Source organism: Shewanella atlantica, from assembly GCF_003966265.1.
Classification (GTDB): Bacteria; Pseudomonadota; Gammaproteobacteria; order Enterobacterales; family Shewanellaceae; genus Shewanella; species Shewanella atlantica.
Map to the genome: position 1 here is coordinate 1,190,603 of NZ_RXNV01000001.1, position 26,855 is coordinate 1,217,457.

The 26,855-nt window shown below is 45.7% G+C and carries 27 protein-coding genes; 5 read left to right on the forward strand and 22 right to left on the reverse strand.

Going from position 1 to position 26,855, the window contains the following annotated elements; all coding sequences use genetic code 11:
- Nucleotides 1-10 precede the first annotated feature (10 nt).
- From parC to nudF, 7 genes are all read right to left on the reverse strand, one after another.
- Nucleotides 11-2,284 carry a DNA topoisomerase IV subunit A gene (parC, locus tag EKG39_RS05165; protein WP_126504647.1) on the reverse strand — a complete coding sequence of 758 codons (2,274 nt, stop codon included), beginning with the start codon at nt 2,282-2,284 and terminating at the stop codon, nt 11-13.
- Nucleotides 2,281-3,444, reverse strand: coding sequence for a PQQ-dependent sugar dehydrogenase (locus tag EKG39_RS05170; RefSeq protein WP_126504648.1), 1,164 nt, complete (start codon nt 3,442-3,444; stop codon nt 2,281-2,283). The genes parC and EKG39_RS05170 overlap by 4 nt, the downstream gene beginning before the upstream one ends.
- 42 nt (nt 3,445-3,486) lie before the next feature.
- On the reverse strand, nt 3,487-5,373 hold the full coding sequence (gene parE / locus EKG39_RS05175) for a DNA topoisomerase IV subunit B (protein WP_126504649.1): 1,887 nt from the start codon (nt 5,371-5,373) through the stop codon (nt 3,487-3,489).
- A gap of 48 nt (nt 5,374-5,421) precedes the next feature.
- Nucleotides 5,422-6,000 (reverse strand): YqiA/YcfP family alpha/beta fold hydrolase, encoded by a 579-nt coding sequence (locus EKG39_RS05180; RefSeq protein WP_126504650.1) that lies wholly within the window; start codon nt 5,998-6,000, stop codon nt 5,422-5,424.
- 241 nt (nt 6,001-6,241) lie between these two features.
- Nucleotides 6,242-7,081, reverse strand: a complete 840-nt coding sequence (cpdA, locus tag EKG39_RS05185; RefSeq protein ID WP_126504651.1) for a 3',5'-cyclic-AMP phosphodiesterase — start codon at nt 7,079-7,081, stop codon at nt 6,242-6,244.
- Nucleotides 7,082-7,090: 9 nt separating this feature from the next.
- Nucleotides 7,091-7,540: a DUF1249 domain-containing protein gene (locus EKG39_RS05190; RefSeq protein WP_246028405.1), complete on the reverse strand. Its 450-nt coding sequence runs from the start codon at nt 7,538-7,540 to the stop codon at nt 7,091-7,093.
- 61 nt (nt 7,541-7,601) lie between these two features.
- A complete protein-coding gene (gene nudF, locus EKG39_RS05195) occupies nt 7,602-8,216 on the reverse strand; it encodes an ADP-ribose diphosphatase (protein WP_126504653.1) in 615 nt (204 codons plus the stop codon).
- 312 nt (nt 8,217-8,528) lie between these two features.
- Between nudF and tolC the strand changes: the two genes are divergently transcribed.
- Nucleotides 8,529-9,854, forward strand: a complete 1,326-nt coding sequence (tolC, locus tag EKG39_RS05200; protein WP_126504654.1) for an outer membrane channel protein TolC — start codon at nt 8,529-8,531, stop codon at nt 9,852-9,854.
- A 113-nt stretch (nt 9,855-9,967) separates the two neighbouring features.
- On the opposite strand, the gene EKG39_RS05205 is transcribed toward tolC, so the two are convergent.
- The 3 genes from EKG39_RS05205 to EKG39_RS05215 are packed head-to-tail and all read right to left on the reverse strand — an operon-like array spanning nt 9,968 to nt 12,227.
- The gene (locus EKG39_RS05205) at nt 9,968-10,732 is read right to left on the reverse strand and encodes a TIGR04219 family outer membrane beta-barrel protein (protein WP_126504655.1); all 765 of its coding nucleotides are present in this window, start codon (nt 10,730-10,732) and stop codon (nt 9,968-9,970) included.
- Nucleotides 10,733-10,739: 7 nt separating this feature from the next.
- Nucleotides 10,740-11,711, reverse strand: a complete 972-nt coding sequence (locus EKG39_RS05210; protein ID WP_126504656.1) for a DUF2333 family protein — start codon at nt 11,709-11,711, stop codon at nt 10,740-10,742.
- A gap of 39 nt (nt 11,712-11,750) precedes the next feature.
- On the reverse strand, nt 11,751-12,227 hold the full coding sequence (locus EKG39_RS05215; RefSeq protein ID WP_126504657.1) for a copper chaperone PCu(A)C: 477 nt from the start codon (nt 12,225-12,227) through the stop codon (nt 11,751-11,753).
- A 32-nt stretch (nt 12,228-12,259) separates the two neighbouring features.
- Between EKG39_RS05215 and EKG39_RS05220 the strand changes: the two genes are divergently transcribed.
- Complete coding sequence (locus EKG39_RS05220; RefSeq protein WP_126504658.1) at nt 12,260-13,000, forward strand: enoyl-CoA hydratase-related protein; 741 nt, start codon at nt 12,260-12,262, stop codon at nt 12,998-13,000.
- Nucleotides 13,001-13,069: 69 nt separating this feature from the next.
- Here EKG39_RS05220 and EKG39_RS05225 read toward each other — a convergent pair whose 3' ends face one another.
- The 4 genes from EKG39_RS05225 to dusA all read right to left on the reverse strand — a co-directional run bounded on the left by EKG39_RS05225 (nt 13,070) and on the right by dusA (nt 15,377).
- Entirely contained in the window at nt 13,070-13,423 is a 354-nt protein-coding gene (locus EKG39_RS05225) for a hypothetical protein (RefSeq protein ID WP_126504659.1), read from the reverse strand.
- Nucleotides 13,424-13,443: 20 nt separating this feature from the next.
- A complete protein-coding gene (locus EKG39_RS05230) occupies nt 13,444-13,662 on the reverse strand; it encodes a PspC domain-containing protein (RefSeq protein WP_246028406.1) in 219 nt (72 codons plus the stop codon).
- A gap of 150 nt (nt 13,663-13,812) precedes the next feature.
- Nucleotides 13,813-14,109: a hypothetical protein gene (locus EKG39_RS05235; protein ID WP_126504660.1), complete on the reverse strand. Its 297-nt coding sequence runs from the start codon at nt 14,107-14,109 to the stop codon at nt 13,813-13,815.
- A 284-nt stretch (nt 14,110-14,393) separates the two neighbouring features.
- Nucleotides 14,394-15,377 (reverse strand): tRNA dihydrouridine(20/20a) synthase DusA, encoded by a 984-nt coding sequence (dusA, locus tag EKG39_RS05240; RefSeq protein WP_126504661.1) that lies wholly within the window; start codon nt 15,375-15,377, stop codon nt 14,394-14,396.
- Between the two features lie 631 nt (nt 15,378-16,008).
- On the opposite strand from dusA, the gene EKG39_RS05245 reads away from it, so the two are divergent.
- A complete protein-coding gene (locus tag EKG39_RS05245) occupies nt 16,009-16,473 on the forward strand; it encodes a chemotaxis protein CheX (protein ID WP_126504662.1) in 465 nt (154 codons plus the stop codon).
- Nucleotides 16,474-16,570: 97 nt separating this feature from the next.
- Here the strand turns inward: EKG39_RS05245 and EKG39_RS05250 are convergent, their stop codons facing one another.
- The 3 genes from EKG39_RS05250 to dnaB form a co-directional block, all read right to left on the reverse strand.
- Nucleotides 16,571-17,950 (reverse strand): BamA/TamA family outer membrane protein, encoded by a 1,380-nt coding sequence (locus tag EKG39_RS05250; RefSeq protein WP_126504663.1) that lies wholly within the window; start codon nt 17,948-17,950, stop codon nt 16,571-16,573.
- Nucleotides 17,951-18,035: 85 nt separating this feature from the next.
- The gene (gene alr, locus EKG39_RS05255) at nt 18,036-19,112 is read right to left on the reverse strand and encodes an alanine racemase (RefSeq protein ID WP_126504664.1); all 1,077 of its coding nucleotides are present in this window, start codon (nt 19,110-19,112) and stop codon (nt 18,036-18,038) included.
- 204 nt (nt 19,113-19,316) lie between these two features.
- A complete protein-coding gene (gene dnaB, locus EKG39_RS05260) occupies nt 19,317-20,723 on the reverse strand; it encodes a replicative DNA helicase (RefSeq protein ID WP_126504665.1) in 1,407 nt (468 codons plus the stop codon).
- 106 nt (nt 20,724-20,829) lie between these two features.
- On the opposite strand from dnaB, the gene EKG39_RS05265 reads away from it, so the two are divergent.
- Complete coding sequence (locus tag EKG39_RS05265; protein WP_126504666.1) at nt 20,830-23,052, forward strand: S46 family peptidase; 2,223 nt, start codon at nt 20,830-20,832, stop codon at nt 23,050-23,052.
- Between the two features lie 612 nt (nt 23,053-23,664).
- Here EKG39_RS05265 and rplI read toward each other — a convergent pair.
- From rplI to rpsF, 4 genes are read right to left on the reverse strand one after another with little or no spacing between them, the layout of a single operon-like run.
- Nucleotides 23,665-24,117, reverse strand: a complete 453-nt coding sequence (gene rplI, locus EKG39_RS05270) for a 50S ribosomal protein L9 (protein WP_126504667.1) — start codon at nt 24,115-24,117, stop codon at nt 23,665-23,667.
- Nucleotides 24,118-24,144: 27 nt separating this feature from the next.
- On the reverse strand, nt 24,145-24,372 hold the full coding sequence (gene rpsR / locus EKG39_RS05275) for a 30S ribosomal protein S18 (protein ID WP_005497284.1): 228 nt from the start codon (nt 24,370-24,372) through the stop codon (nt 24,145-24,147).
- 11 nt (nt 24,373-24,383) lie between these two features.
- Complete coding sequence (gene priB, locus EKG39_RS05280) at nt 24,384-24,689, reverse strand: primosomal replication protein N (protein WP_126504668.1); 306 nt, start codon at nt 24,687-24,689, stop codon at nt 24,384-24,386.
- A gap of 8 nt (nt 24,690-24,697) precedes the next feature.
- Nucleotides 24,698-25,105 (reverse strand): 30S ribosomal protein S6, encoded by a 408-nt coding sequence (gene rpsF, locus EKG39_RS05285; protein ID WP_126504669.1) that lies wholly within the window; start codon nt 25,103-25,105, stop codon nt 24,698-24,700.
- A gap of 230 nt (nt 25,106-25,335) precedes the next feature.
- Here rpsF and EKG39_RS05290 point away from each other — a divergent pair, with 230 nt between their 5' ends.
- Nucleotides 25,336-26,097, forward strand: coding sequence for a DUF481 domain-containing protein (locus EKG39_RS05290; RefSeq protein ID WP_126504670.1), 762 nt, complete (start codon nt 25,336-25,338; stop codon nt 26,095-26,097).
- 148 nt (nt 26,098-26,245) lie between these two features.
- Here the strand turns inward: EKG39_RS05290 and EKG39_RS05295 are convergent, their stop codons facing one another.
- Nucleotides 26,246-26,461, reverse strand: coding sequence for a hypothetical protein (locus tag EKG39_RS05295; RefSeq protein ID WP_126504671.1), 216 nt, complete (start codon nt 26,459-26,461; stop codon nt 26,246-26,248).
- Nucleotides 26,462-26,855 lie beyond the last annotated feature (394 nt).

Consider the following 26,855-nt stretch of genomic DNA (forward strand, 5'->3'; position numbering starts at 1 on the left):
TTGGTATTAGCTATTCTTCTATCGCTTGAACGCCGTCACCGATTTCAACACTATCGACCCGTTGCAAGCCGCGAGGTAGCTTAGCTCCACGTCGGCCACGCTCACCTCGATAATGCTCCAGATCGCTTGGTTTTAACGTTAATTTACGCTTACCCGCCCAGAGCGTTACCGCAGTATCTTCGGGGACGACATGCAGATGTGCTAACAGCTCTTCCCGACTCTTAGCTCTCTCGCTGGGGATACCGATGATCTTATTACCCTTACCTTTTGAGAGCTGAGGTAAAGCCTCAAGGGAGAATACCAACATACGACCTTCATTGGTGATAGCCAATATCGATTCCACCTTCGATTTATCGACGATCTGAGGTGCGATAACCTTTGCATTGGCAGGCAGCGTCAATAAGGCCTTACCCGCTTTATTTCGGGATACCATATCTTTATAGGAACCGACAAAGCCATAGCCTGCATCTGAAGCGAGCAGATAGAATTTATCATCATCGCCTAATAAAACATGCTCCATCACCTCACCCGGTGACAGATTAAAGCGCGTCGTTATCGGCTCGCCCTGACTCCTTGCCGATGGCAGGGTGTGAGTCTCAGTTGCAAAAGCACGCCCCGTCGACCCTATAAACACACTAGGCTGGTTACTGCGACCCGCAGCGCAGCAGAGGAAGCTATCTCCGGACTTATAAGACAACGCCTTCGCATCGATATCATGCCCTTTAGCACAGCGAACCCAACCCTTTTCTGACAACACAACGGTAACGGCTTCAACTGGCGCCAACTCCTGCTCAGTCAATGCCTTGGAATCTCCACGCTCAACCAGAGGAGAACGTCTGTCATCGCCATAAGTTTCGCCGTCTTGCTTCAGTTCCTTCTTAATCAGCGTCTTCATTCTTCTATCAGAGCTTAATAGCAACTGCAGTTTGTCACGCTCGGCTTCAAGTTCGCTCTGCTCACCCTTGATCTTAAACTCTTCGAGTTTAGCCAGGTGGCGTAGCTTAAGATCAAGAATCGCATCAGCCTGAATATCGGTCAGGTTAAACCTCGACATCAATTCGGCTTTAGGCTCATCCTCATAACGGATAATCTCAATCACCTCATCGATATTCAGGAAGGCCGTCATCAAGGCTTCGAGTATATGCAGTCTGGCTAAGATCTTATCGAGTCTATGTTGAACACGACGAGTTACCGTTTGGAAACGATACTCCAACCACTCGGTGAGGATCTGTTTTAAGCCCTTCACCTGTGGACGTCCGTTCAGCCCTAAAATATTCAGGTTTACTCTGAAAGACTTCTCTAAATCAGTGGTGGCAAACAGATGAGCCATAAGCTGATCGTTATCGACTCGATTTGATCTGGGGACAACGATGATACGCACAGGATTTTCATGGTCGGACTCATCTCTGAGGTCGGCAACCATAGGCAGCTTCTTAGCCTGCATCTGGGATGCAATTTGCTCCAGGATCTTGCCGCCGCTGGCCTGATGAGGAAGCGCGGTGATGACCACTTCGCCATTTTCAATCTTATAGACGGCTCGCGCTTTAATCGAACCTCGACCCGTAGTGTAGATTTTGCTGATATCACTGCTGGGAGTGATGATCTCGGCTTCAGTGGGATAGTCGGGGCCCGGCACAAATTCCATTAAACGTGCTAAATCAGCCTTAGGGTTATCGAGCAGTTCAACACAGGCTGAGACTAACTCACGAACATTATGGGGTGGGACATCCGTCGCCATGCCTACTGCGATGCCGGTAATACCATTGAGCAGAATATGCGGTAAACGAGATGGCAGAACCAAAGGCTCTTTCATCGTACCATCGAAGTTCACACCCCAATCGACGGTCCCCTGCCCTAATTCACTTAATAAAACCTCTGAGAATTTTGACAAACGTGCTTCGGTGTAACGCATGGCGGCAAAAGATTTAGGATCATCCGGTGCCCCCCAGTTCCCCTGACCATCAACCAATGGATACCTGTAGGAGAATGGCTGAGCCATCAACACCATAGCCTCATAACATGCACTATCGCCATGCGGATGGTATTTACCTAATACGTCACCTACCGTACGCGCTGACTTCTTATGCTTGGATTGAGCAGATAACCCCAGCTCGCTCATCGCGTAAATAATACGACGTTGTACAGGCTTCAAGCCATCACCTATGTGAGGTAAAGCACGGTCCATAATAACGTACATGGAATAGTTCAGATAAGCGTCTTCGGTAAAGCGCCGAAGAGGCATCTGTTCTACACCATCAAGGCTTAAATCTATCGCATCACTCATTGTTCAGTATCCAATTTTTGAGCAGGTTCAATCTCTTCTTTAATAATATCTTTATAAAACAAACGATAGATATTGCCTTTAAGATCATCTGAGATATACATAGCACCATCGGGTGCCGTTAATAAAGCGTAGGGTCTGGCAACGGGAAACTCTCCGTCTAAAAAGCTGACCACAGTACTGCGCTTTATCACTTGTTGATTTTCGATCTCCAGCATCACAACCTGATAGCCAATCTTACTGGAGCGATTCCAGGACCCATTTTCGGCAACAAACATTTGATTATGATATTTAGCAGGAAATTGTTGACCACGGTAAAAATGAAGACCCATAGGGGCTACGTGTGCAGGAAGCTCATAGGCCGGCAGCGTGACCTTGAGATTCTCAGGCTTCTCGTATGCCGGTTCTATCACTGACTTTGCATGAATATAGGGAAAACCATAATGTGCGCCAATGTGCTCAACACGATTTATCTCATCCGGCGGCAACCTGTCACCCATCCAGTCCCGTCCTAAATCGGCAAACCAAAGGTCATTATCAATTGGCGACCAATCAAAGCCAGTAACATTACGGATCCCCGTGGCTATCTGTTCACTGCTTCCGGTCTCTATATCTATGGCGATAATGCTACCAAAGGGTGCTACAGCCTCACAGACATTACAGGGGGCACCAATCGATACATACAATCGACCATCTAGCCCAAAATGCAATGCTCTGCGGCTCTTATTCGCTTTTCCCGGTAATCGGTCGTAAACTTCTTTTCCGCGTCCGGGACGTCTTAAACGGTTCTCAATATCGACAAATCGAATAATTCGCTCATCGACTGCGGCATAAAGATCGCCCTTATAAAATGCGATGGCCTCAGGAGCCTGCAAACCTTTTGCTATGACATAACGCTTATCGACTCTGCCGTCGGCATTACTATCTACCAAGGCCTGTATCGTGCCCTTCTTACGTGAACCAACAAATAGTGTCCCTTTATCTCCCAACGCTAACTGCTTTGCATCTCCCAAATCGGAAGCATACAGGGTTAACCCAAACCCTTTAGTTACGGTGATCATCATAGGTTGCGAAGCGGCTTGAGCACTCAGGCTAAACAGCGCGGCGACACTAGCCAAAAACAACCAAATTCCTTTATGATTTTTTGTATGATTCAACAACATTATTATTATTTAAGCCTAATTATCTAATTACTGGAATAGTGACTAAAAATCAGCCAAATCTCCCTTAGTCTCCAACCAAGTCTTTCGATCACCCGAGCGTTTCTTGGCAAGTAGCATATCCATCACCGAGATTGTCGCTTCCGCGTCATCGATCGTTAACTGAACTAACCTGCGGGTATTGGGGTCCATAGTGGTTTCCCTCAACTGCAATGGGTTCATCTCACCCAGACCTTTAAATCGGGTAACCTGAATTTTACCTTTCTTCTTCTCAGCTGCAATTCTATCCAATATGCCCTCTTTCTCCGCCTCATCCAGGGCATAAAAAACCTCTTTACCCACATCGACGCGAAATAGAGGTGGCATTGCTACATAGATATGCCCCTGCTCAACCAACACTTTATAATGCTTCATAAACAGCGCACAAAGCAGAGTCGCAATATGTAAACCATCGGAATCCGCATCCGCAAGTATGCATATTTTGCCATATCTCAGCTCTGAAATATCTTCACTATCCGGGTCACAACCGATAGCGACAGAGATATCGTGCACCTCTTGGGATGCCAACACCTGTGTTGCATCAACTTCCCAGGTATTCAGTATCTTTCCTCTCAGGGGCATGATCGCCTGAAACTCACGGTCCCGGGCCTGCTTAGCGCTACCACCCGCAGAGTCACCCTCCACCAGAAATAACTCTCCTCGCATGGGGTCTTGCCCACTACAGTCAGTCAACTTACCCGGAAGTGCGGGCCCGGAGGTCACCTTCTTACGTGCAACCTTCTTCGCAGACTTCAACCGTTTCTGTGCATTATTGATGCACATCTCTGCGAGGGCTTCAGCCTGATCAGTATGGGTATTGAGCCAGAGGCTAAACGCATCCCTGACAATACCGGAAACAAAAGCAGCACTTTGACGACTCGACAGCTTCTCTTTCGTCTGCCCGGCAAACTGAGGATCTTGCATCTTGACCGATAAGATAAAGCTACTGCGATCCCAGATATCTTCAGGGGTCAGTTTTATCCCTCTTGGGATCAGGTTACGAAATTCGCAAAACTCACGCATCGAGTCGAGCAAGCCCTGCCTGAACCCATTAACATGAGTTCCCCCTAATGGGGTTGGAATAAGGTTAACATAGCTTTCATTGAGGTATTCTCCCCCCTCTGGCAGCCAGGTTATCGCCCAGTCGACAGCCTCAAGATTCCCCTTCAAGCTGCCTATGAACGGTTCCTCTGGCAACATAAGTGCATCTTTAATCGACGAGGTGAGATAATCCGTTAAGCCGCTTTCATAGAACCACTCTTCTACTTCATCTGTTTGCTTGTTAACAAACTTGATCTTGAGACCCGGACAGAGAACGGCTTTGGCTCTCAACAGGTAAACAAGCTTTGAAATAGAGAAATTGGGAAAATCGAAGTAGCTTGGAGTCGGCCAGAAATGAACGCGCGTTCCGGAGTTTCTACGCCCGCAAGTTCCGGTCTCGGTAAGATCTTCAACCTTGTTACCATGTTCGAAAGCCATGTCATAGACTGTGCCGTTGCGTCGAACCGTAATTTCAACACGGCTGGACAAAGCATTTACGACAGAGATCCCGACTCCGTGCAGACCACCCGAAAATTGATAATTATCATTTGAGAACTTACCGCCGGCATGCAATTTAGTTAAGATCAATTCTACGCCGGGGATCCCCTCTTCCGGGTGTATATCGACGGGCATTCCACGGCCATCATCGATAACTTCAAGAGAGTTATCTTTATGCAGGATGACATCGATCTTAGTCGCGTGTCCCGCTAACGCTTCATCGACACTGTTATCGATAACCTCTTGTCCCAAGTGATTAGGACGTGTGGTATCGGTATACATACCAGGACGACGTTTAACTGGATCTAGCCCGTTTAGGACTTCAATGGCATCTGAGGTGTATTGGTTTGTCATGGCACACACAATATATTGTTATTCAGGCCATGTTGAGGCCCTACATGGCTATTTGTCAAGAAACAGAAACTGGCAGATTGAATGCAACTGCTTTTCATAGCCTATAAAACTATGATCACCACCGGCTTCAACTAAAAGCTTACAACAGTGATATTTCTGAACGGCTTGTCGATAATCGAGAACTTCATCACCCGACTGCAATAATACAAAGAAACGATCCGGGTTAAAAATAACTTGGGTATTAAACTCTGCTACGTCACATTTATGCTCAGGTAGAACCTGATAGTGCTCATCGGTATAAGGATTATGTTGGGGGCCAATAAACTCATCGAACAGCTCGAAAGGTGTCACAGCTGGGTTTATCAGTGCTGCACGCCCCCCATATTTCTCAGCTAAATAGCTGGCAAAATACCCCCCCAGAGAGGAGCCGATAAAGGTCAACTCCTCACCATCACTCTGCGCCGACTCAACCAGATTGCACAGTAACGTCATCGCATCTTTCGGACTGGAGGGAAGTTGGGGCTGCAAGAACACGAGTTCCGGGTAATTATCAGTAATAAACCGTTCAGTAACGGTTCCTTTCTCTGATAAGGGAGAGCTATTAAACCCATGAATATAGAGCAGCATATTTCCTCATTCTTTGATTATTCCTGTTATCGAATAACCACAAGGGTTCAAATAGGGGGAGTAATCGAAAAATTCACAATAAACAATCGCTAGAATGCTAACACTTGCCGAGGCTTCTACCAAGCATCGGAGGCTAATAAGTCGGCAGCGGGCTCTAAATTTCTAACATTTATTAAACATCGGCATAGGAGTTCGTCATTTCCTATGCCTCAAACGAAACACAACAGTCGATTGACGACGTTTAGTAACCGCTCGCCTCTCTGTCCGGTGAGAAGTTATCACCAGGCACCCTATAGACATTAGTTAAAATGGTACCGTTCGCTTTCAGTTCAAGTAAGCGGTAACCGGGTTGAAGGGCATCCAAAGCAAAGTAAGAAGACTGTGGTTTAAATTGGATACAGGTCGATGGCGTCGCCATCAAGTGCATTATGCCGTGCTTTCCACGGTGCTCTTGATCCAACTTCTGGTGCACATGTCCCCACAACAAGCCTTTGACCTGTGGTATCTCGGCAACCTGCTCAATGAAGTCACTTCCGTTGTCCATACAGTGCTGATCCAGCCAGGCACAATTCACCAGAATCGGATTATGATGCATCACAAGCAAGGTGTGGCGATCGGGTTGATCGGCAACGGCACTCTTGATGATCTCGATCTCACTATCTGCCATATGACCGCCGGGTTTACCGCGAACGGTAGAGTCGAGCATGATTATCTGCCAGTTTCCGGCCAGAATTCGTCTCTGCCCATAGATATTCGGCCCCTGCATATTAAGATGCATGATCCTTGGGTCATCATGATTACCGGGGAGGTAATGGCAAGGCAACTCGAGCGGGGCAATAGCCCGAACGAAGTTATGATAGGACTCACTAGAGTAGTCTTGACTGATGTCACCGGTAGCCAGCATGAAATGAGCAGGGTAATGCACGGCATTAATCGTGTTGAGTACAGCTTCTAAGCTGTGGGCCGTATTGACTCCCAACAGCTGAGCATCAGGATCGGCAAACAGGTGTGGGTCCGTAACCTGTACGACTCGCACACTAGCATTATCATCGATTGAATAAGAGATAGCCTCTTTTAACACAATTAAACCCTAAGATTCTGACAAACAAACTGCACTCATGTGGCTATCAATCTTTAATAACTCTTCCAGAAAAGCATTGACCTGATACTTTTCATCACGATGGTGCATACGTATATTTGGATAATCATATACCGGACGCAATTGGTAAATCTGTCGACTAGTTAACACTTCTGCTAATTTAGCATCATGATAAACTCTCACACAAACCTGTGGGGAGTTAACGTAATCAGATCGACTTAGCTCTCTTGAGATCTCAATAAGTTGGGTATATCTGGTATTCTCGAGTAGACGCACATCCAGGCAACCAAATTCACCTTCAACTTGCCAGACATCACCCTGCCCCGCTTCGATGGGTAGCCAACGCAGAATATGGAAATAGTTTCGCCCACAAAGAGATAAGAACCTGCTTACATCAGGTTGGTATCTTTTAGGATTTAAACTAGTTGCAGTCTTTCTCACGGGCATTTCTCTTTCATAATGTTTGATTTACGCTCAAGGCATAAGCTTTAATACTTACCACTTACCACTTACTACTTAAAGTTAGTGTTTTATAGTTCAGCTCAAGCCACTGCAGTCCAATAACTGTAGACGCATTGTTGATTATACCATCTTTCACTAAAGTAAATGCTTCCTCACGGCCCATGACATGAACTAGTATATCTTCATGCTCTTCTCTCAGTCCGTGCACACCTTGCGCCTGGCTTGCATCAATTTCAGCCCAAAAAAAGTCATATTTTTCGCTCGAACCGCCAGGACTGGAAAAATAAGTCGCGACCTCCTCAATCCTGTTAGCGTTTATCCCGGCCTCCTCGTTAAGCTCCCTGACTGCCACATCTAAGGGGGACTCCCCAGACTCAACCATACCCGCGACCAATTCGAGTAACCAGGGTGTCTGGCCCGAACGAAATACGGGGATCCTTATCTGCTCAATTAACACGACCTGGTCGGTTACCGGATCATAGGGGAGCACAATAACGGCGTTCCCTCTCTCAAATACTTCCCGGACGACCTCACCGCTCCAGCCACCATCAAATAATCTGTGTTTGAAGCGATATTCCTCCAAGGTAAAGAAACCTTTAAAGAGAGTCCTTTCACCTAACAACTCGACATCCTTATGGCTATATTTTTGTTTCATTTTAACCTCCATATTGGATCGTTTTTGCAGTAATAAACCATTAGGTGCAGCCAAAAGCAACGCTAAACAAATGGTGCGGATAAAATCGGCAGAAAAAGCATAATTAAAATCAAAAACTGTTACAATTCATAGTTGACTTAAAAACAGGTAATTTCTTAATATCTATCTCTTAAATGAAATAGTCATTAAGTTTAGATGTATCGGGAAGCGTCGGGAAGCGCAAACCGCCTTACAGTTTTTTTGTGAGGTATCACTTAGCTATAAAAGTTAAATGGCTCCTCCAGTGGAGGATTTTGTCTAAAAGGACAACTAATGAAATTCAAGATCCGATCGATATGTGCAGCTTTAACGCTTGCAGCCACAACTTCAGCCGTACAGGCCGATGATTTATTGCAAATTTACGAACAAGCGCTAACAAGTGATCCTATCGCCTTACAGGCAAAGGCTCAACGAGATGCCCTGTACGAACAGATTGAAGAAAACCGTGCTCCATTACTTCCTACCATCAGCGCTAGCGTAGGTTATGGAAAAAGCTGGACTAATGTTTCAGAAAGCGAATATAACAGCGGCCTGAATGCCGGTGTTAGCTTAAATCAGATTATCTACGACCACAGTGCATGGGTAGGACTAAGCTTAGCAGAGCTTGCAGCTTCTCAGGCCGATGCCGCTTACGCATCGGAACTGCAAAAGCTAATCATCCGAGTCAGCAGTGCCTATTTCGACGTCTTATCGGCAAAAGATAACTTCGAATTTAAAGGTTCAGAGAAACGTGCTATCGAGCGTCAGCTGGAGCAGACTAAGCAAAGATTTGCCGTAGGTCTGACTGCCATTACCGATGTACATGAAGCTCAGGCTCAGTTTGACTTGGCTCGCGCCTCTGAAATTTTATCAGAAAACCAGTTGATCAACAGCTACGAAGCATTGCGTGAAATTACCGGTATCGATCATAAGTCTATCAATATCTTAGACACCACTCGTTTCTCCGCTGTTACGCCATCTCCGGCGCAACCTAACGACTGGTTAAAAATGGCTGAGACAAACAGCGTCGACCTGATGACCAGGCGTATCGGTAAAGATATCGCTCAAGAGACTATCAGTCTCTATAAGGCCGGTCACATGCCTTCGCTAAGTTTGAGTGCGGGCTATACGACTAACCTTGAGCAGAAAGACGAGCTTAAAGATAAAAGCGATTATGATAATGCCAACATAGGTTTGACACTGAGTGTACCTATCTTCGAAGGCTTTAAAGTCACATCAAAAGTCAATCAAGCTCAGTATCAGTTTGTTGATGCGAGTGAAAAGCTGGAGCAGACCTACCGTAAGGTCGTTAAAGATGTTCGCAATAACTTTAACAACGTAGGCGCTTCAATCAGCTCAATCAGGGCTTACGAGCAGTCGGTACTCTCTTCTGAGAGCGCCTTAAAAGCAACTCAGGCAGGTTTCGAAGTCGGTACCCGTACGATTGTCGATGTACTGAACCGAACTCGTGATCTCTATGATTCTAAGCGTCAGTTATCTGATGCGCGTTACGGTTATATCAACTCGATTCTGGCACTTAAGCAAGCTGCCGGAACCTTGAATGAAGATGACGTCATCGCCATCAACAACGGCCTGACAGCACAAGCTGTAAATCCATAAGCGATAAGACCAGCCAAGAGTCTGGTCTCGCTTTGGTTAATAGATATAAAAAACCGCCACTAACTGAGTTAGTGGCGGTTTTTTAATTCTTACAGTATAAATACTTGTCCGCTTTAGAAAACCAGTTCTACACCGGCAAAGTAGCCTTTAAATTGCGAGTTTGTACTTACCCCATCGAAGTCATTCACATCGAAGCTGAAGTCACGGTAACCGACGCGCACTTTAGTATCCAGTGCGGTACCATCAAACTGCCATCCCAAACCTACAGAGTAATCATAAACGCTGGACTCATCGACACCGACCATCACTTCGGCAAAACCGTAGAGGCCCAGACCCGGAACGCCAACCTGTGCATCGGCGTATGCCATCACGATACCGCTATCGAGCTCTTTCTCTGAGTTTTGACGCGACACGCCATTAGTATCCAATTGGTTTACACGGAATGAACCATGCATCTTCTTATATGCGGCACCTAAGTCCAATGCCACCATATCGTTATCTAACAACTCATAATAGAGTACGAAATCAGTATTGCTGAGATCGGTATTCGATGAGATATCTCCGGTGAACTCTTTACCGCCGAAGCTCATCGTAGTACCCGTTGCAAGACTTGCATTACCACCCGAGTCCAGACTATTTTCACGGATCTTGAAGTTAGGAAGGATTGGGATCCCATGCTCAACTGCAACCCAGACACTCCCCTGAGCGTCGGAGCTATAATTAAAATCTTGCTGGGGTTGACCATTTTCAGCAAAAGTACCGCTTGTATCTGCCTTCCAGTAATCACCACCGACTTTAAAACCAATCAGTGACGCTGCCTGTGCAGAAGTTCCAACTAGTGATCCTAGTAGAGCACATGCAATTAATGTTTTTTTCATTAGTTAATTAACCTTTAGTCAATAAGTTAGTTAGATCGATAACAGCCGCATTGGCGCGGGAAATATAGTTCGCCATCACCAAAGAGTGATTAGCGACAACCCCGAAGCCCGAACCATTTAAGATAATGGGGCTCCATACAGGTTGTTGTGTCTCTTCCAGTTCGCGAATAATTTGTTGCAAACTGACTTCAGCATTCTTCTTTTTCAGCACATCGGCAAAATCAACTTCAATCGCCTTCATGAAATTCAGTAACGCCCATGTCGCGCCACGTGTTTCATAAAAGACATCATCAATTTTCCACCAACTGGTCTTAATCTCCATACTCGCATTGTTAGGCGTCGATTGGCTTGCTTCGCTGTCACCGGCAAGATCGGTATTCAATCGTTCCTGTCCCACACTCGCAGACAGACGTTGCGACATGCTGCCGAGGCGCTTTTGAACCTCTTTAAGCCATTCGTTAAGGTTATCGGCGCGAGCATAAAACTGTGCGTCTTGATTGGCTGGGTCTGAGATTTTAGCGCGATAAACTTTTAATAGTTTGATCGCATCTCTGTATTCACCTTCTGCACTCGGCACTAACCAACTTGTGTGCTCAATATTAAGCTTTGAGTGCGCGGCTAACAGATCTTTATCGGCTGCAGATTGTGACTGGGAGCGGCTAAACTCTTTTCTCATAATAAGCGCCATATCTCTGGCTTGTTCGAGTGCACCAAATTCAAATGCCGGCATATTGTCCATAAATACAGATGGAGGCATTACATCATTGGATAACCAACCACCACTCTTATCCAGTAGCTTCTCCATGGTAAGCACCAATGAAGTCGTTGTCGCATACCCAACGACCTCGCTACCCACTTCAGACTTTAACTCTTGATGACTCAATACATCAGGTTCAACACTCCACCAAACGCTGATGATATAACCAATAAAAATTATCAAGGCAGCAATTAAGGCGCCTTTTTTCCATGTCATTTGCATCTGTTACACTCCTGTATTACCAATACTTACCACTACTTATCAATGGTGGTGTGCATGGCCTTTCATTTTTGCCATATCTTGCTTGCTCACCATCAGGCTAATCGGTAGTTCACTGCCGTCATCAAACTTAAGAGTTAAGTCGACCGATGTCCCGGAGACCAGAGGTTGCTTCAACCCCAACAACATCACGTGTTCTCCCGACTCCATCAGAGTCAGCGTGCCGTGCTGCGGAATGTTAAAACTTTCGACCTGGCGCATTTTTACCATGCCATCTTCTTCAATAATGGTGTGAAGCTGTGCCTCTTTTACGAAATCAGCTTGTACGGCCACGAGTTGACGTTCCGCACCGTGATTTTCAAGAGTAAAGTAAGCTGCCGTATTAGGCACGCTTGCAGGCATAGCCCTCACGTGTCCCTCAACCAATGCCACATTGGCAAAGCTGGCAAACGATGCACACGACAACACCAAGAAATTAAACGCTTGTTTGAATATTCGTTTCAATGTATTAAACTCCATTTAACCCCATTCGTCTAAGAGGAAAAAACGTAATGAGTACAATTCAGGTTCAGGATGAGCAAGGCGTCAGAATCATTACTATCAATAGACCAGATAAGCGCAATGCGCTCAGCCTCGATATGTATTCTAGCCTCACAGAGTACCTTATCCAAGGTGAGTCAGACAACGCTATTCACGCCTTTTTAATCAAAGGACAGCCAGACTGTTTTACCTCAGGCAACGATGTAGCAGACTTTTTAAAAAATAGTAACTTAGACGCAAAACACCCGGCATTTCGTTTCCTGTTCAGCCTGTTAGATCTCAAGAAGCCATTAGTTGCAGCAGTGACGGGTGCTGCAGTAGGAATTGGAACCACGGTTCTGCTACATTGTGATCTCGTCTATGCAGACCCAAGTGCAAAGTTTCAGCTACCCTTTGTTAACCTCGCTCTGGTTCCTGAAGCCGGTGCAAGCTTATTACTGCCACAACTCGTTGGACCACAGAAAGCCGCAGAGCTATTGTTACTGGGTGAAAGTTTCGACGCCAATACCGCCAACTCTCTTAACATAGTCAATGAAGTTGTTTCAGCAGGTGATGTATTCGACTATGCGCTTGCTAAGGCAATCAAGCTTGCCAATCAGCCACCTCAAGCCCTACAAGCAACCCGAGCACTTTTGCGTCCCCATAAAGATGCTGTACGAAAACAGATGGAGCGGGAACTGGAGCAGTTTGCAGTAAGATTGAAAAGTGATGAAGCGAAAAACCGCTTTAAGGCTTTTCTGAATAAAGAGTAACTTGTGAATTAAATATGAGTCGGTCTTCTAACGCTCAAGCTTCTGAATTAACGGTTAGAAAAAGTAGAGCTAATCAGCTTGGCTAGCTTGACCGACGCCCCATGCAGCAAGAATAAGCAGTAAAACAGGCCAAAAAAGCGAGAATCCGGCAAATATCATAATAAAGGCACAGCTGATACACAGCCCCGAAACCAATGCCAGAAAACTAAATGCTAACGTTAACCATAGTATAAGGAGTAAAGCACTTCCCAAGGCAAAGACCACAGCCCATATACTCATATCCATCCAAAAGAGTGGCTCAACGCTCAACAAGGTTCCGGTCAGGAACTGCGTCGTTCCCCAAGTTTGTACCGCCGCAATTAAAAGCGTTGTTGCCAAAATGGCGATACCGATCCCAATGAAGAGATCCAAAATCTTTTTCATTTTTAACCTTCTCTGAGCTTTCAAAAATTTCTTTCCCACTTAGGTAAAACTAATGCGAGAACAAAATAGATAAGCAAGCCCATAGCCGGGTTCATCAATACCAGTGCAGCCCAAACAACTCTCGTCCATAAGCATGACCAATTAAACTTATCCGCCGTCATGGCTGCCACGCCACATATCAAACTTTTTGGCTGCTTCAAACGTGATATCAACTTATCCATTGAACTAATGCTACTCATACTTCCTCCCGGTTAAATAAGTATTACGGCTAAGCGAAAATCAGTCATTAACCCTATCCCACCTGAATGTGCAGATCAGCAGGGCACAAAGAGTAAAACCAAACACAGGGGTCAATAACAGAGCCGCAATTTCTGAAGTGAACCACATAATTACTCCTTTACCATCGCGCTGGTGATGGCCTGCTCATTCTTCTCTTTAGCCAGCTGGGTCTCATCTTCTGCATCGACTTCAAACATGGCATCTGATAGCTGTGCCTGCAGAGACATACTCAATTCTCTTTGAGCGACCTGCATCATATCTTGCATCTGCGCAGAGATATTTTGCTCTATGTTGCTGGTAAGATCGCTGGGAATAAGCGTATCAGCATGGGCACTTACACTTGCTCCCATTAATACTGCAGCGGCTAATGATACTTTTGCTATTTGAGTTAAAGTTGAATTAAACATGATGCCTTCCTTTTCAGTGATGTCTTATGACCTAATCTCTTTACATAGAAGGTATTGCGAGTAGCGTGCCAACTTTTTATAAACATAGGAAGATACTGATAAACAAGAACTTAATTACTTTTCGCAACATTTTAAAAACAAAATAACTGAATGAATTGATGGTCTTTTAGTAAATTTCACCATGGGCTGGTGAAAATTACTAAGAGTTGAAATATATGGATTAATATAAGGAGGAAATAACTAAAAAACCGCCATAAAGGCGGTTAATTAAAGTAAAATGAAAGCTAAATACTCATATTTTTTCTTGCTTGTTCAATGACTTCTATACCGGCACCCGGTTTATGCGCATTTTCACTAATATAACGTCTCCAGGCACGAGAACCCGGTTCTCCCTGGAATAAGCCAGTCATATGACGACTGATATGGTTCAAACGACCACCCGATTGAAGGTGTTTCTCTATATAAGGAATAAATTTCTCTAAAACAGCATCTCGACTCAAAACGGGTCTATCGATACCGCAGAGTTGCTGATCCACTTCGGCTAACATATAAGGGTTTTGATAGGCTTCACGCCCAACCATGACACCATCGAGCTTAGCCAAATGAGTACGGCACTCATCGAGTGACTTAACACCACCATTGATTGAGATGCTCAACTCCGGATAATCTTGCTTAAGTTGATAGACGCGATCGTAATCTAACGGGGGGATCTCTCTGTTCTCTTTAGGGCTTAACCCCTGCAACCAAGCCTTTCTGGCATGCACGATAAACGTGTCGCAACCCGCATCACGAACAGTCTCAACAAACTCGGTAAGGAATGGGTAACTGTCCTGCTCATCAATCCCGATACGTGTCTTTACCGTCACAGGAATGTCCACGACCTCTCGCATCGCAGTCACACACTCGGCAACAAGCTTAGGCTCAGCCATAAGACAGGCTCCGAAACGACCATTTTGAACCCTGTCTGACGGACAACCTACATTGAGGTTTATCTCATCGTAGCCTCTATCTGCCGCGAGCTTAGCACAAGTCGCCAGGTCGTGAGCATTGGAACCACCAAGCTGAAGTGCCAAGGGGTGCTCTTCGCTATTGTAAGCAAGGTAATCGCCTTTACCATGGATAATGGCCCCCGTTGTGACCATCTCCGTATAAAGCAATAACTCGGCTGACATCAGGCGCGCCATATAACGATAATGGCGATCGGTCCAATCAAGCATAGGAGCGATAGAGAAGGTACGGTTGATCGTTGAGGTCAGAGTAGATGACATAGTTTATGTTGGCCTGCTTTGCGATGACAATTGTCGTTAAACCAATAAGGCTCAGTGTATAATCGAGCGTGGTCGCGCATTTTACACTGACCGCAGTAGAAATGCACAGTTGATTCACCATACTAAGCGTGCGCCAAGCAAATAACGCCCCACGAACCTTTACACTCAGTATGACTTTAGCTCATTGGTAATTATTGATTGGCTACCACCTGAACAGTCCACTCAACCTCAAATCGACTCATTTTGGGAGAATTCGCTCACATAGAATGAGTGGTACCCCATATTATCAATTACTTTTAGGAGTAAAGTCACAGAACAGTCTCCATAAGCCATGGAATAATGATTAGCTATATCTCAATGGCATGATTAAAGACAGCCTCTGCGTCCTTGTGTACAGATAAATGCTGAAGCCGATACAAAAATAGCCTAAGCTTTATACAAAGGTATGCTCGAGGAGCGGCTGGCATACGCGTAAAGTCACCAAACATAGAAGTGTGACACCATAAGCAATATCGATGTCCAGTTAAGTACCCCATATAGAATACTTAAATTCACGCTTTAAAGTTACTTGGTAATATTCGACAAAAAACTATTGCCGAGAAACAAGTTTTTAGACTATGGATAATCAAATATGAATGTAAATTTCATTAACCCTTTTCTTGAATCACTGCTCAATGTCATCTCGACGATGGCAAATATGCAGCTCACACCCGGAAAGCCAAGAATAAAAACCGACAACCTGGCTAAAGGCGATGTCTCAGGACTGATAGGCATGGTCGGTCCGCAAACTAAAGGTTCACTCTCCATCACCTTCGAACAGGGACTCATTCTGGAGATAATGCAAAATATGTTGGGAGAAAACCCGGGAGAGATCAATGATGAAATCACCGATCTCGTCGGCGAAATTACCAACATGGTCACTGGTGGCGCAAAAAATATCCTCGGCGATAAAGGCTATGAGTTCGAAATGGCAACGCCGGTTGTTGTCTCAGGCTTAGGACATCGAATCTCTCATAAGGCCAACGGGAAAAAGATTATCATGCCCTTCGCCAGCCCCCATGGCACTGCCTATATTGAGATCTGCTTCGAAACTTAAAAGCAGCAAGAACCATAACACCCTCGATACTCGAGTCATTAAGGGGACAAAGATTCCCCTTAAAGACGCTCGACTGATACTCCACAGTCAATGGGTATTAAAAAGGCTGATTAACCATTATCCAAAATTGCTTCGCGTCTTCGGCATAAGCAAACTCGGTTCTTACGATAACGTTTTCAACTTCAAACCTTGCACCAACACCTAGCGTCCATTTCATATCATCATGTAGTTCACTGGCACTGAAATCATCTGCAACCTGGCCGGCTTCTGCAAAAACGACCCATTGCCACCAAGGTACATCATAGAGATTAAATACGGGTAAACTCTGTAAAGGCTGCCAGCGGGGTTGAACTCGATACTCTGCAGAGTAAAGCAGTGCACTACGACCATAGAATTGCTTGCTGGAGTAGCCTCTCAGATGATCGAAACCACCCAATGTCACGCCGGCAAAAGATGGAGGTCGCTGATACGCTTGCGTGCTTGAGTCATAGTCGTTCCAGGTTGGTGTATCGGCAAGATAAAAATTGAAGGCTAATATTTGCTGACCGAACCAGTCACTCTCCCCCATTGATAGGAAGGCACTCTGTTCGAACTCCCACATAGTCCAACTTTCTCTATCATCGGCTCCACCGCCTCTCGCGCCAAAGTCGCGGCTGAGTGTCAGGCTGGACCGGCCCCCTCGGGTGCTATTTTTACCGTTATCCCGATTATCCCAATCAAGCTTAAATTTTAACCCCTGAGTTTCAGTCGGCAGGTCTTCATAGCCCAGCAGTTCCTGAGTATGAATAAAGGGGGTGATCTGTAGACTGGTAACCCCAGACTCTCTGGGATCCCAGCTCAGGGGATCCGTTGCCAGAGAGGGCATCAGGCTTCTCGCAGCACCTTTACTTCCCTTACCCCAGGGCAGCACATATTTAATGTGTAGTTTGGTATAAAACTCATCTCCAACCGTTATAACCCGATTGGTTGCCATCGCATCTGAGCGGTTAACACCTTTGCTCGATCTATTCGCATCTTCAGGAACAAAGTAGATCCCCTCTTTATAACTGGCGCGACTAAACTCGCCGGAAAACAGCCATTGATCCAGCTTGGGTAGTTGATAGTTATTGAGTCCTAAATAGGTGATCCAACTTTCATTACTACTATAGAGACCAATACCAAACGCAGAGGCCTGAGGCTGACCGGCATGCTTAATGACGCCAGCCCCACCCACTGTGGTACTCAGGGTTTCTGTAGAGAAAACAAAAGGCACGGCGACAAACTCGGGGGAGTAATCTTTACTCCTGTTTATCCCGGTTTGATGCACTTGCGGCATACTGTCAGCATTGGCACTCTTTGTTTGAGTCGCTTGCGTTGTTTGAGCCGCTTGGGTTGCTTGAGTTACTTGAGTTTCCAGAGCCTCATCGGCCAAGGCATAGGGCAAACTGAGTGCACTGCTGAATAGCAGTGCGTGTATACATAAAACTTTAATTTTCAACGAAAACTCTTCCTGATACAGCAGGCTATCGACTCAAGACATCCCGCCCATGAATCGATACGACAAAGGAATTAAATCTATGTGCTTAATCCAGGCACACGGCAACTCGAGGGGTTAATTTAGTCACTAACTCATAAGCGATTGTGCCTATGTGCTCCGCCACCTCTTCAACGGGTAATGCTTTTCCCCATAAAATAGCATCATCGCCAATCTGATCTGTCGCATTTATACCTAAATCGACGGTCAACATATCCATAGAGACCCGGCCAACGATAGGAACCCGTCTCCCGTTAACCCATACAGGCGTACCTTCGGGTGCATTACGTGGATACCCATCACCATAGCCAATAGCGACAACACCTAACTTAGTGTCTTGTTTTGCATGCCATGAGCTGCCATAACCCACAGGCTCACCGGCCTTATGAGAGCGAACGGCAATAAGCTGCGACACTAACTCCATTGCAGGCATCAAACCATGGTTAGACCCCAGATCCCCAATCACAGGCGAGACACCGTATAGCCCGATACCGGGGCGTATCCAATCAGCCTGACTCTCAGGCCAATACAGGGTGCCTGCCGAATTTGCCAAACTACGTTGACCCGGCAAGTCTTTAATCAGATCGTTAAAGAGATTAATCTGAAGCTTTGTGGATGGGTTATCGGGTTCATCGGCACAGGCAAAATGTGACATAAGGTTAATAGGTTTAGCGACTTGAGGGCAGGCCTCTAACCGGGCATAAACAGCATCAAACTGCTCAGGGGTGAAACCTAATCTGTGCATACCCGAGTCTATTTTCAGCCATACGGTTGCAGGCTTTGCCAGTATAGAGCTTTCCAGCATCTCCAGCTGCACTTCATTATGAACAACGGTATCGATGTCGTGTTCGACCAGAGTGGTTAAGTCGACTCGGCTGAAGAAGCCTTCGAGCAAAATCAATTTTGACTTAACCCCACCTTCCCTTAGTGCTAATGCCTCTTCCGGACGAGCGAGTCCGAAACCATCGGCGCTATCCAGACAATGGGCAACATTAAGTAAGCCGTGTCCATAGCCATTGGCTTTTACAACCGCCATAACTTTGCTCCCGGGAGCGATTTCACGGAGACGAGCTAAGTTATTCTTCAGTGCTTTACTACTGATCTCTGCACGGGGAAAGGGTTTCAAACGATAACCTTAATCTGTTAGTAACAAGACTCGATGCTGCACTAAAGTGATAATACTAATATGAGTGTCAAATCTATAATGAGTTCACTTAGTTATCAATGAAGAGCTGACTAAGTGAATCAAGTTTAATCTTAGGCGAAGCAACCCGTCTGTATCGTTATCGATAAATAACACCATTATCGATAGACGACACAATAGACGAGATTAGTCCTCTTCGAACTGTGGACCGGCATAGTTATCAAAACGAGAAAACTGCCCCTGGAAGGTTAAACGTACCCGTCCGATAGGACCGTTACGTTGCTTACCAATGATGATTTCGGCCGTACCCTTATTTTCTGAGTCATCGTTATACACCTCATCACGGTAAATAAACATGATGAGATCCGCATCTTGCTCAATCGCTCCCGATTCACGAAGATCTGAGTTTACCGGGCGTTTATCGGCACGTTGCTCCAATGAACGGTTAAGCTGAGAAAGTGCAACAACCGGTATCTCAAGCTCTTTTGCCAGGGCTTTGAGAGAGCGGGAGATCTCTGAGATCTCTAAGGTACGGTTATCTTTCAACGCCGGGACCTGCATCAACTGAAGATAATCGATCATGATCATCGACAAGCCTCCATATTCACGTGCAATACGGCGCGCTCTGCTTCGCACATCGGTGGGCGTCAAACCTGAGCCATCATCGATATACATCTTACCTTGCTCGAGCATGATCCCCATGGTTGAGGAGACTCGCGCCCAATCGTCGTCATCGAGTTGACCGGTACGGATTTTAGTTTGATCGACGCGACCCAGTGAGGCGAGCATACGCATCATGATCTGTTCTGAAGGCATCTCCAGACTGAAGATGAGTACCGGCTTATCTTCATTGAGTGCCGCAGCTTCACATAAGTTCATCGCGAACGTGGTTTTACCCATAGATGGACGCGCCGCAACGATGATTAAATCACCGGACTGGAAGCCCGCCGTCATCTTATCGAGGTCACCAAAACCACTCGATACCCCGGTTACACCACCGGTCGGGTTGTTATAGAGTTCTTCAATCTTATCGACCGTCTTTTCAAGAATGGCTTTGATCCCTTCCGGACCCTCATTGGCATTAGCCCGCGACTCGGCAATCTTAAAGACTTTAGTTTCAGCTAAATCCAATAGATCGCCGGAATTACGCCCTTCAGGGTTGAAACCGGCATCGGCGATCTCATTTGCCACTTTGATCATTTCACGAACGACGGCGCGTTCACGAACAATTTCCCCATAAGATAAGATGTTGCCTGCGCTGGGCGTATTCTTGGCAATCTCACCCAGGTAGGCAAAGCCGCCGGCCTCCTCCAGTTGGTCTTCGACCTCCAACTGCTCAGAAACCGTGATCAAATCGATAGGTTGACCGGCACTGGTCAAGGTGCCCATCGCTTCAAAAATCATCCGATGAGATCGAGAGTAAAAGTCTTCAGCCACAACCGCTTCAGCCACTCTATCCCATGCATCTGAATCCAGCATCAAGCCGCCCAGTACAGACTGCTCCGCTTCTAAAGAGTGCGGTGGTAGCTTGAGTGCATCCATCTGGATATCTCTTGGCTTCTTTTTGGCCTTGAAGGCACCTTGTTGTGACATTAAATCTCCAAACTCCCAACAGTTAAGCAAAATATGGTATAAAACGTGCTCAAACAAAAACGGAACCGATAAGTTCCTACCCATACAACAAAAACAAGGAACGAACATGCGCAATGCATTGATCTCAGCAATCGTGCTGTCATCTGGTGTCGTATTGGCATCAATCGACGCACATGCAGATGAGGGCCAGTGGCAACCTTATCAAATGCCCTCTATCGCAGATAAACTTAGCGAGAGAGGCATTGAGATTCCAGCAAAACAACTTGCCGATCTCACACAGTACCCAATGAATGCAGTTGTAGGGCTGGGGTATTGTACCGCCAGTTTCGTGTCACCCCAAGGCTTAGTTGTCACAAACCATCACTGTGCATACCGCGCTATTCAATATAATAGTAAAAAAGAGCACAATTATATTGCCGATGGCTTCCTGGCAAAATCAAAAGATGCTGAACCATCGGCGGGTCCTAACGAGCGACTCTATATTACCGAAGCAGTTACCGATGTATCTAAGGCAGTCACAGACAACCTAAGCCAAGACCCCTTGGTGCGCTATGAAGAGATACAATCTAATAGAAAGTCTCTTATCAAAGAGTGTGAAAGCGATAAAAACTATCGCTGTTCGGTGCGCAGCTTTCATAATGGACTCGAATATTACCTCATTAAGCAGCTGATTATTCGTGATGTTCGTTTAGTCTATGCGCCACCTAAGAGTGTCGGTTCATATGGCGGCGACATAGATAACTATGAATACCCTCGTCATTCAGGTGACTTTACCTTCCTGCGAGCTTATGTAGGTAAAGATGGGCAACCTGCAGCTTATGCTGAAGATAATATTCCGTTCACACCTAAAAGCTACCTTAAAATTAATGCCGATGGTGTAAATGCGGGTGATGGTGTCTTTGTTGCCGGCTATCCGGGATCGACCAGCCGTTACCGTTTAACCAGTGAACTGCAATTTGCCAGCGACTGGCTATACCCAACACTCGCCTCACGCTATCAGCTTCGTATCGATACCATCAAGGCCATGGGTAATGCAGACGGTGACGTTGCAATTAAATACGCGGGTACCCTGGCTTCCATGGCTAACCGCATGAAGAAGTACAACGGACTCCTAGACGGATTCAGAGCCACCGATATTACCGGCATTAAGCAGAGCCGCGAAGATGACTCCCTCAAATGGCTTGCGGGCGATAAGACCTACCAGTCATATCAAGCCCAGTTCGACCAACTTGAAGCCTTGTTAGATAAAAAACGCACCGGTATGCAGACGCGTCACTACTTCGAAAATGCACAGTCCAGTGCTTTGCTCGCCGTAGCAAATAAGCTCTATCGACTGTCAAAAGAGAAAGCCAAGCCAGATAGCGAGCGTGAAGAGGGGTATCAAGAGCGAGACATGAAGATGTTTAAGGCGCGCCTTAAACGTATCGATTCCAGCTTCGATATCTCCGTCGACAAAACCCTATGGCTGCAAGACTTAAACGCCTATATGGGACAGGAAAATCGTGTTGCCGCATTCGATACTATGCTCAATGACGATGATGAATCGGTAACTCTGTCGGATAAACTCGATGGACTCTACTCTCTGACCTCCCTGACAGATCAAGACAAGCGTCTTGCCTGGATGCAAGCGGATGCGAAGACGTTTGAAACCAGTGCCGATCCATTTATTCGTCTTGCCGTCGCACTTTATGACAGCAACATGGCACAAGAGAAAGAGAAGAAGACCCTTCTTGGTGAACTTTCTCAAGCCAGACCCGGTTACATGAAAGCGATTATCGCCTACAACAAGGCCAATGGCTGGCCTGTATACCCGGATGCAAACGGTACCTTGCGTATCACCTATGGCATGGTAGATGGTTATCAGTCACGAGATGCACTGTACAAGCAGCCTTTCACACGTCTTGAGGGGATCGCCGCCAAACACACAGGTGTCGAGCCCTTTAACGCACCGAAAAAGGTACTCGATGCGATTGCAGCGCAACGTTATGGAACTCACAAGGTGGACTCTGTGATTAAAGATCCAAGCTCTTGGATATGCAGACTCTTCTCTTGCTTAGATAAACCAGAAGCGTTTAACTCAGTGCCAGTTAACTTCCTGTCCAGTGTCGATACCACAGGTGGTAACTCGGGCTCGCCGGTATTTAACGGCAAGGGAGAATTGGTGGGGCTGAACTTCGATTCGACCTATGAAGCTATCACTAAAGACTGGTTCTTTAACCCAACCATCACGCGCGCCGTTCATGTCGATTTCCGCTACATCCTATGGATGATGGATGAAGTTGATCATGCAGATAACTTGCTTGAAGAGTTGGAGCTGGTACGCAACTAAGTTTGAATTTGAAAGGGTCTAGATCTTAGGCCCTAGATTTTTCAACCATAGATATAAAAGCTGAGATGACGGCCTTCGGCCTATCGCTTCGCGGATGGCTTCGCCTATTCGACGAGCTTCGCTCTGTTGGACAAGATAAAGTCATCTGACCGCCATGGATGGCGGAAATGTCGGTTATGTAGGGAACATTAACCGACGCAGCCCTAACAGCGCAGCGTCATCTCAGCCCTAACAGCGCAGCATCATCTCAGCCCTAACAGCGTAGCGTCATCTCAGCCCTACCAGCGTAGCGTCATCTGACTGCTATGAATGGCGGAAATGTCGATTATGCAGGGAACAACAACTGACTCAGCCCTAGTTTCTAGTCTTCTGAGTCATTCGCGGCTAAAGCCGCTCCTACATGGAAAATGTCTTAGCTCGTAGCTCGTAGCTCGTAGCTCGTAGCTCGTAGCTCGTAGCTCGTAGCTCGTAGCTCGTAGCTCGTAGCTCGTAGCTCGTCAGCATATTCCAGACATAAAAAAACACCGCCTAATCAGATTAGTGCGGTGTTTTCTTTTAAAGCCTTAGACTTAATACCTGAGCATGTAAGTCGTTTAGCTTTAAACTAATGTATTAGTCTTCTGCAACAACAGAAAGCTTAACAATAGCTTTAACTTCAGTGTGAACCTGAACTTCAACTTCGAATTCACCAGTAGTACGTAAAGCACCTAGTGGAAGACGAACTTCGCTCTTAGCAAGTTCAACACCAGCAGCTGTAACTGCATCAGCGATGTCACGGTTACCAATTGAACCGAACAGCTTACCTTCGTCACCAGCTTTAGAAGCGATAACGATAGCTTCAAGTGCGTTGATTTTCTCAGCGCGCTCGTTAGCAGCAGTCAGGTCAGCAGCTAACTTAGCTTCTAATTCAGCACGACGTGCTTCAAAGACTTCAGTGTTAGCAGCGTTAGCAACAACAGCTTTACCTTGTGGCAGAAGGTAGTTACGTGCGTAACCAGCTTTAACTGCAACTTGGTCACCTAGATTTCCTAGGTTAGCAATTTTATCAAGTAAAATAACGTTCATTATTAATTCCTCTAAATTTATGCAGTATTACTGATGAAGATCAGTGTACGGCAGTAGAGAAAGATAACGAGCACGCTTGATAGCGCGAGCTAGTTGACGTTGATATTTAGCATTTGTACCAGTGATACGACTAGGAACAATTTTACCACTTTCAGTGATATAGTTCTTCAAAGTTACGATATCTTTGTAATCGATCTCTGTAACACCTTCTGCAGTGAAACGGCAGAACTTGCGACGACGGAAATAACGTGCCATGTGACAGTCTCCTAAGTTTTCAATTCGACATTTTCAGCGTGTAATACCAAACGATTCTGACCATTTCTACTCTGTTGTAGAGCAATAAATCCCTGAACCTCGATATCCACACCGGATTTCAGTTGTTCTGTAACGCTTTCAAAGCGTTCGCCACTAAATATCACTTGCATCTGACAGTATACGTTTCTAAGCATTTCTGCTTCGTAACACTGAGATTTGTGTTCCAGCATAATTACACTATGTGCAATTCCTGCGGGGCTTTTAAAGCTTCTGGAACGAGTAATCGTTCCCGATAACACCAAATGGTTTGTGGCCACAGAAAAACTTACTCAGCTGATTCTTTAACTTCTTCAGTTGCTTCAGCAGGCGCACTACGACGCTCGCCTTCGCTAGAACGACGTGAATCACGCTCGTCTTTCGCTTTAGCCATTGGAGATGCTTCAGTGATGGCTGCTTTAGTACGCATAACCATGCTACGAAGAACAGCGTCGTTGAAACGGAAAGCTGTTTCTAGTTCTTCAACCGACTCTGCAGTTGCTTCTACGTTCATAAGAACATAGTGAGCTTTGTGCAGTTCGATAATTGGGTAAGCCAGTTGACGACGGCCCCAATCTTCTAAACGATGAATTTGACCGCCAGCTTGGGTAAGAATACCCGTGTAACGCTCAATCATACCAGGTACTTGTTCACTCTGATCAGGGTGAACCAAAAATACGATTTCATAATGACGCATTTTTTGCTCCTTACGGTTATCTAGCCTCGTTGTTGGCTCAGTCAGACCAAATAGAGGCAAGGAACTAATTAAAGTGACTGATTTAAGCCGCGGAATATTACACAAAGTAAAGGATAAATTCAACCGTTTTCTGACAATATTCACTTTGCCGATGCCTGGCATTATAGGTATGATATTGACTCGCCAAAATAGACCCTCACCGCATTAAAAAAGTAGTAAGAATAAAAATAATGTTTAGAGCCATAGCAATCCTATTTTTAACTTTCCCGTTTTCAGCCCTGGCTTTAGTCCCACCGGATTATCAAGAGCCCCCAAGCGACTTTACCGCAGAAATTGAAGCTGGCTTTCAGCTCAATACCGGTAACACAGACTCCACGAGCTTTAACGGCAGAACTAAACTCGTCTACGATACGAAGAAAACGAAACAAGAGGGCACGCTAAAGGCCTATTTTGCGGCGGATGATGAGAAAACCACCTCAGAGAAGTATGACCTTCAAATTCAATCCAGTTATAAGCTGGACGGTAATACCCGCTACTTAGGGGGCGGCTATGTCTTCGGTCGAGGCGACTTCACCGTAGACCGCTTTGGTAGTTACACTCAAATATCGACCGTATCTACCGGTTATGGTTTCGATGCCATCTCAGATCACAGTACAAAACTCAGTCTCGAAGTCGGCCCGGGTTATCGCTATAACATGCCGATAGAGACCGAAGCCGAACCTGATCCGCAAGCGAACAGAGACGTAATTTTGCGTACGGCGATAAAATTCGAGCAGAAGCTTCAGGAGTACACCAGCTTAAATGCCGATCTCACCGCCGAAGCCGGTGAAGATAACAACACCCTCACCTTAGATATGAACTACAAGAACACCCTGTTTCAGGACTGGGCCTTCAAGATAGGCGTCAACGTCAAATACACTGACGTGGTCCCGGAAGGCACCAAGCAGACAGATACGATAACTACATTCAACTTACTCTATACGTTTCAATAGAAGGTTCGAGTTACCAGGAACGAGGTTCGAGGCGGGGAAAGTTATTAAAGTGCAATTATAAGTGGTAAGTGGTAAGTCTTAAGCTGTAAGTTTATAGAGCAACTTAACAGCTTAACCGAAAAGTCGAAAAATAGTTTGTAGTGGCACACTAGTTTTTAAGCTGCTCTTTTAATTTAAGGTTTTCTTTCTTCAATAGATCAACCTGGTGTTTATACGACTCAACTTCACTTCTTAAACTAGAAACATCAGAATGTATATCATCTAATTTTTCGACAATTTCTGCGGAGCGGGCATTCCCCAAAAAAAGTACAATTAACGCTATAACGAACAACGTTCCACCAGTAAGCTTTGTCTTTGATTCCATCACCTTACTCTTCCTTTAGTTATAAAAGCCTATTAGCGCGAACTACGACAAACACTCCGCAGACCTTCTTCAAACCTGAACGCAAAGTAGAATTTATTCACAATACTTGAGTAATTTATCAGTATGAATTCATTGAAGCAATGACCATTTAGTTAGAAAAAGCTAAGTGTAGTTGGGGTTACATAACGTGAAAGTTCACCGCGGGGCATTTTATTGTTATTGGTCCAAAACGATAACCCCAAATCGAAGAGATTACTTTCTTGTAAATCAGCCAGTGTAGATAATTGGACTCCCCACTTTCTAATCAGTTACGGTATATCTCAATTCTCACGAGATTTCGGAGTCCAAAATGAAAAGTACTATTGTTGGTGTTGATCTGGCTAAAAATGTGATT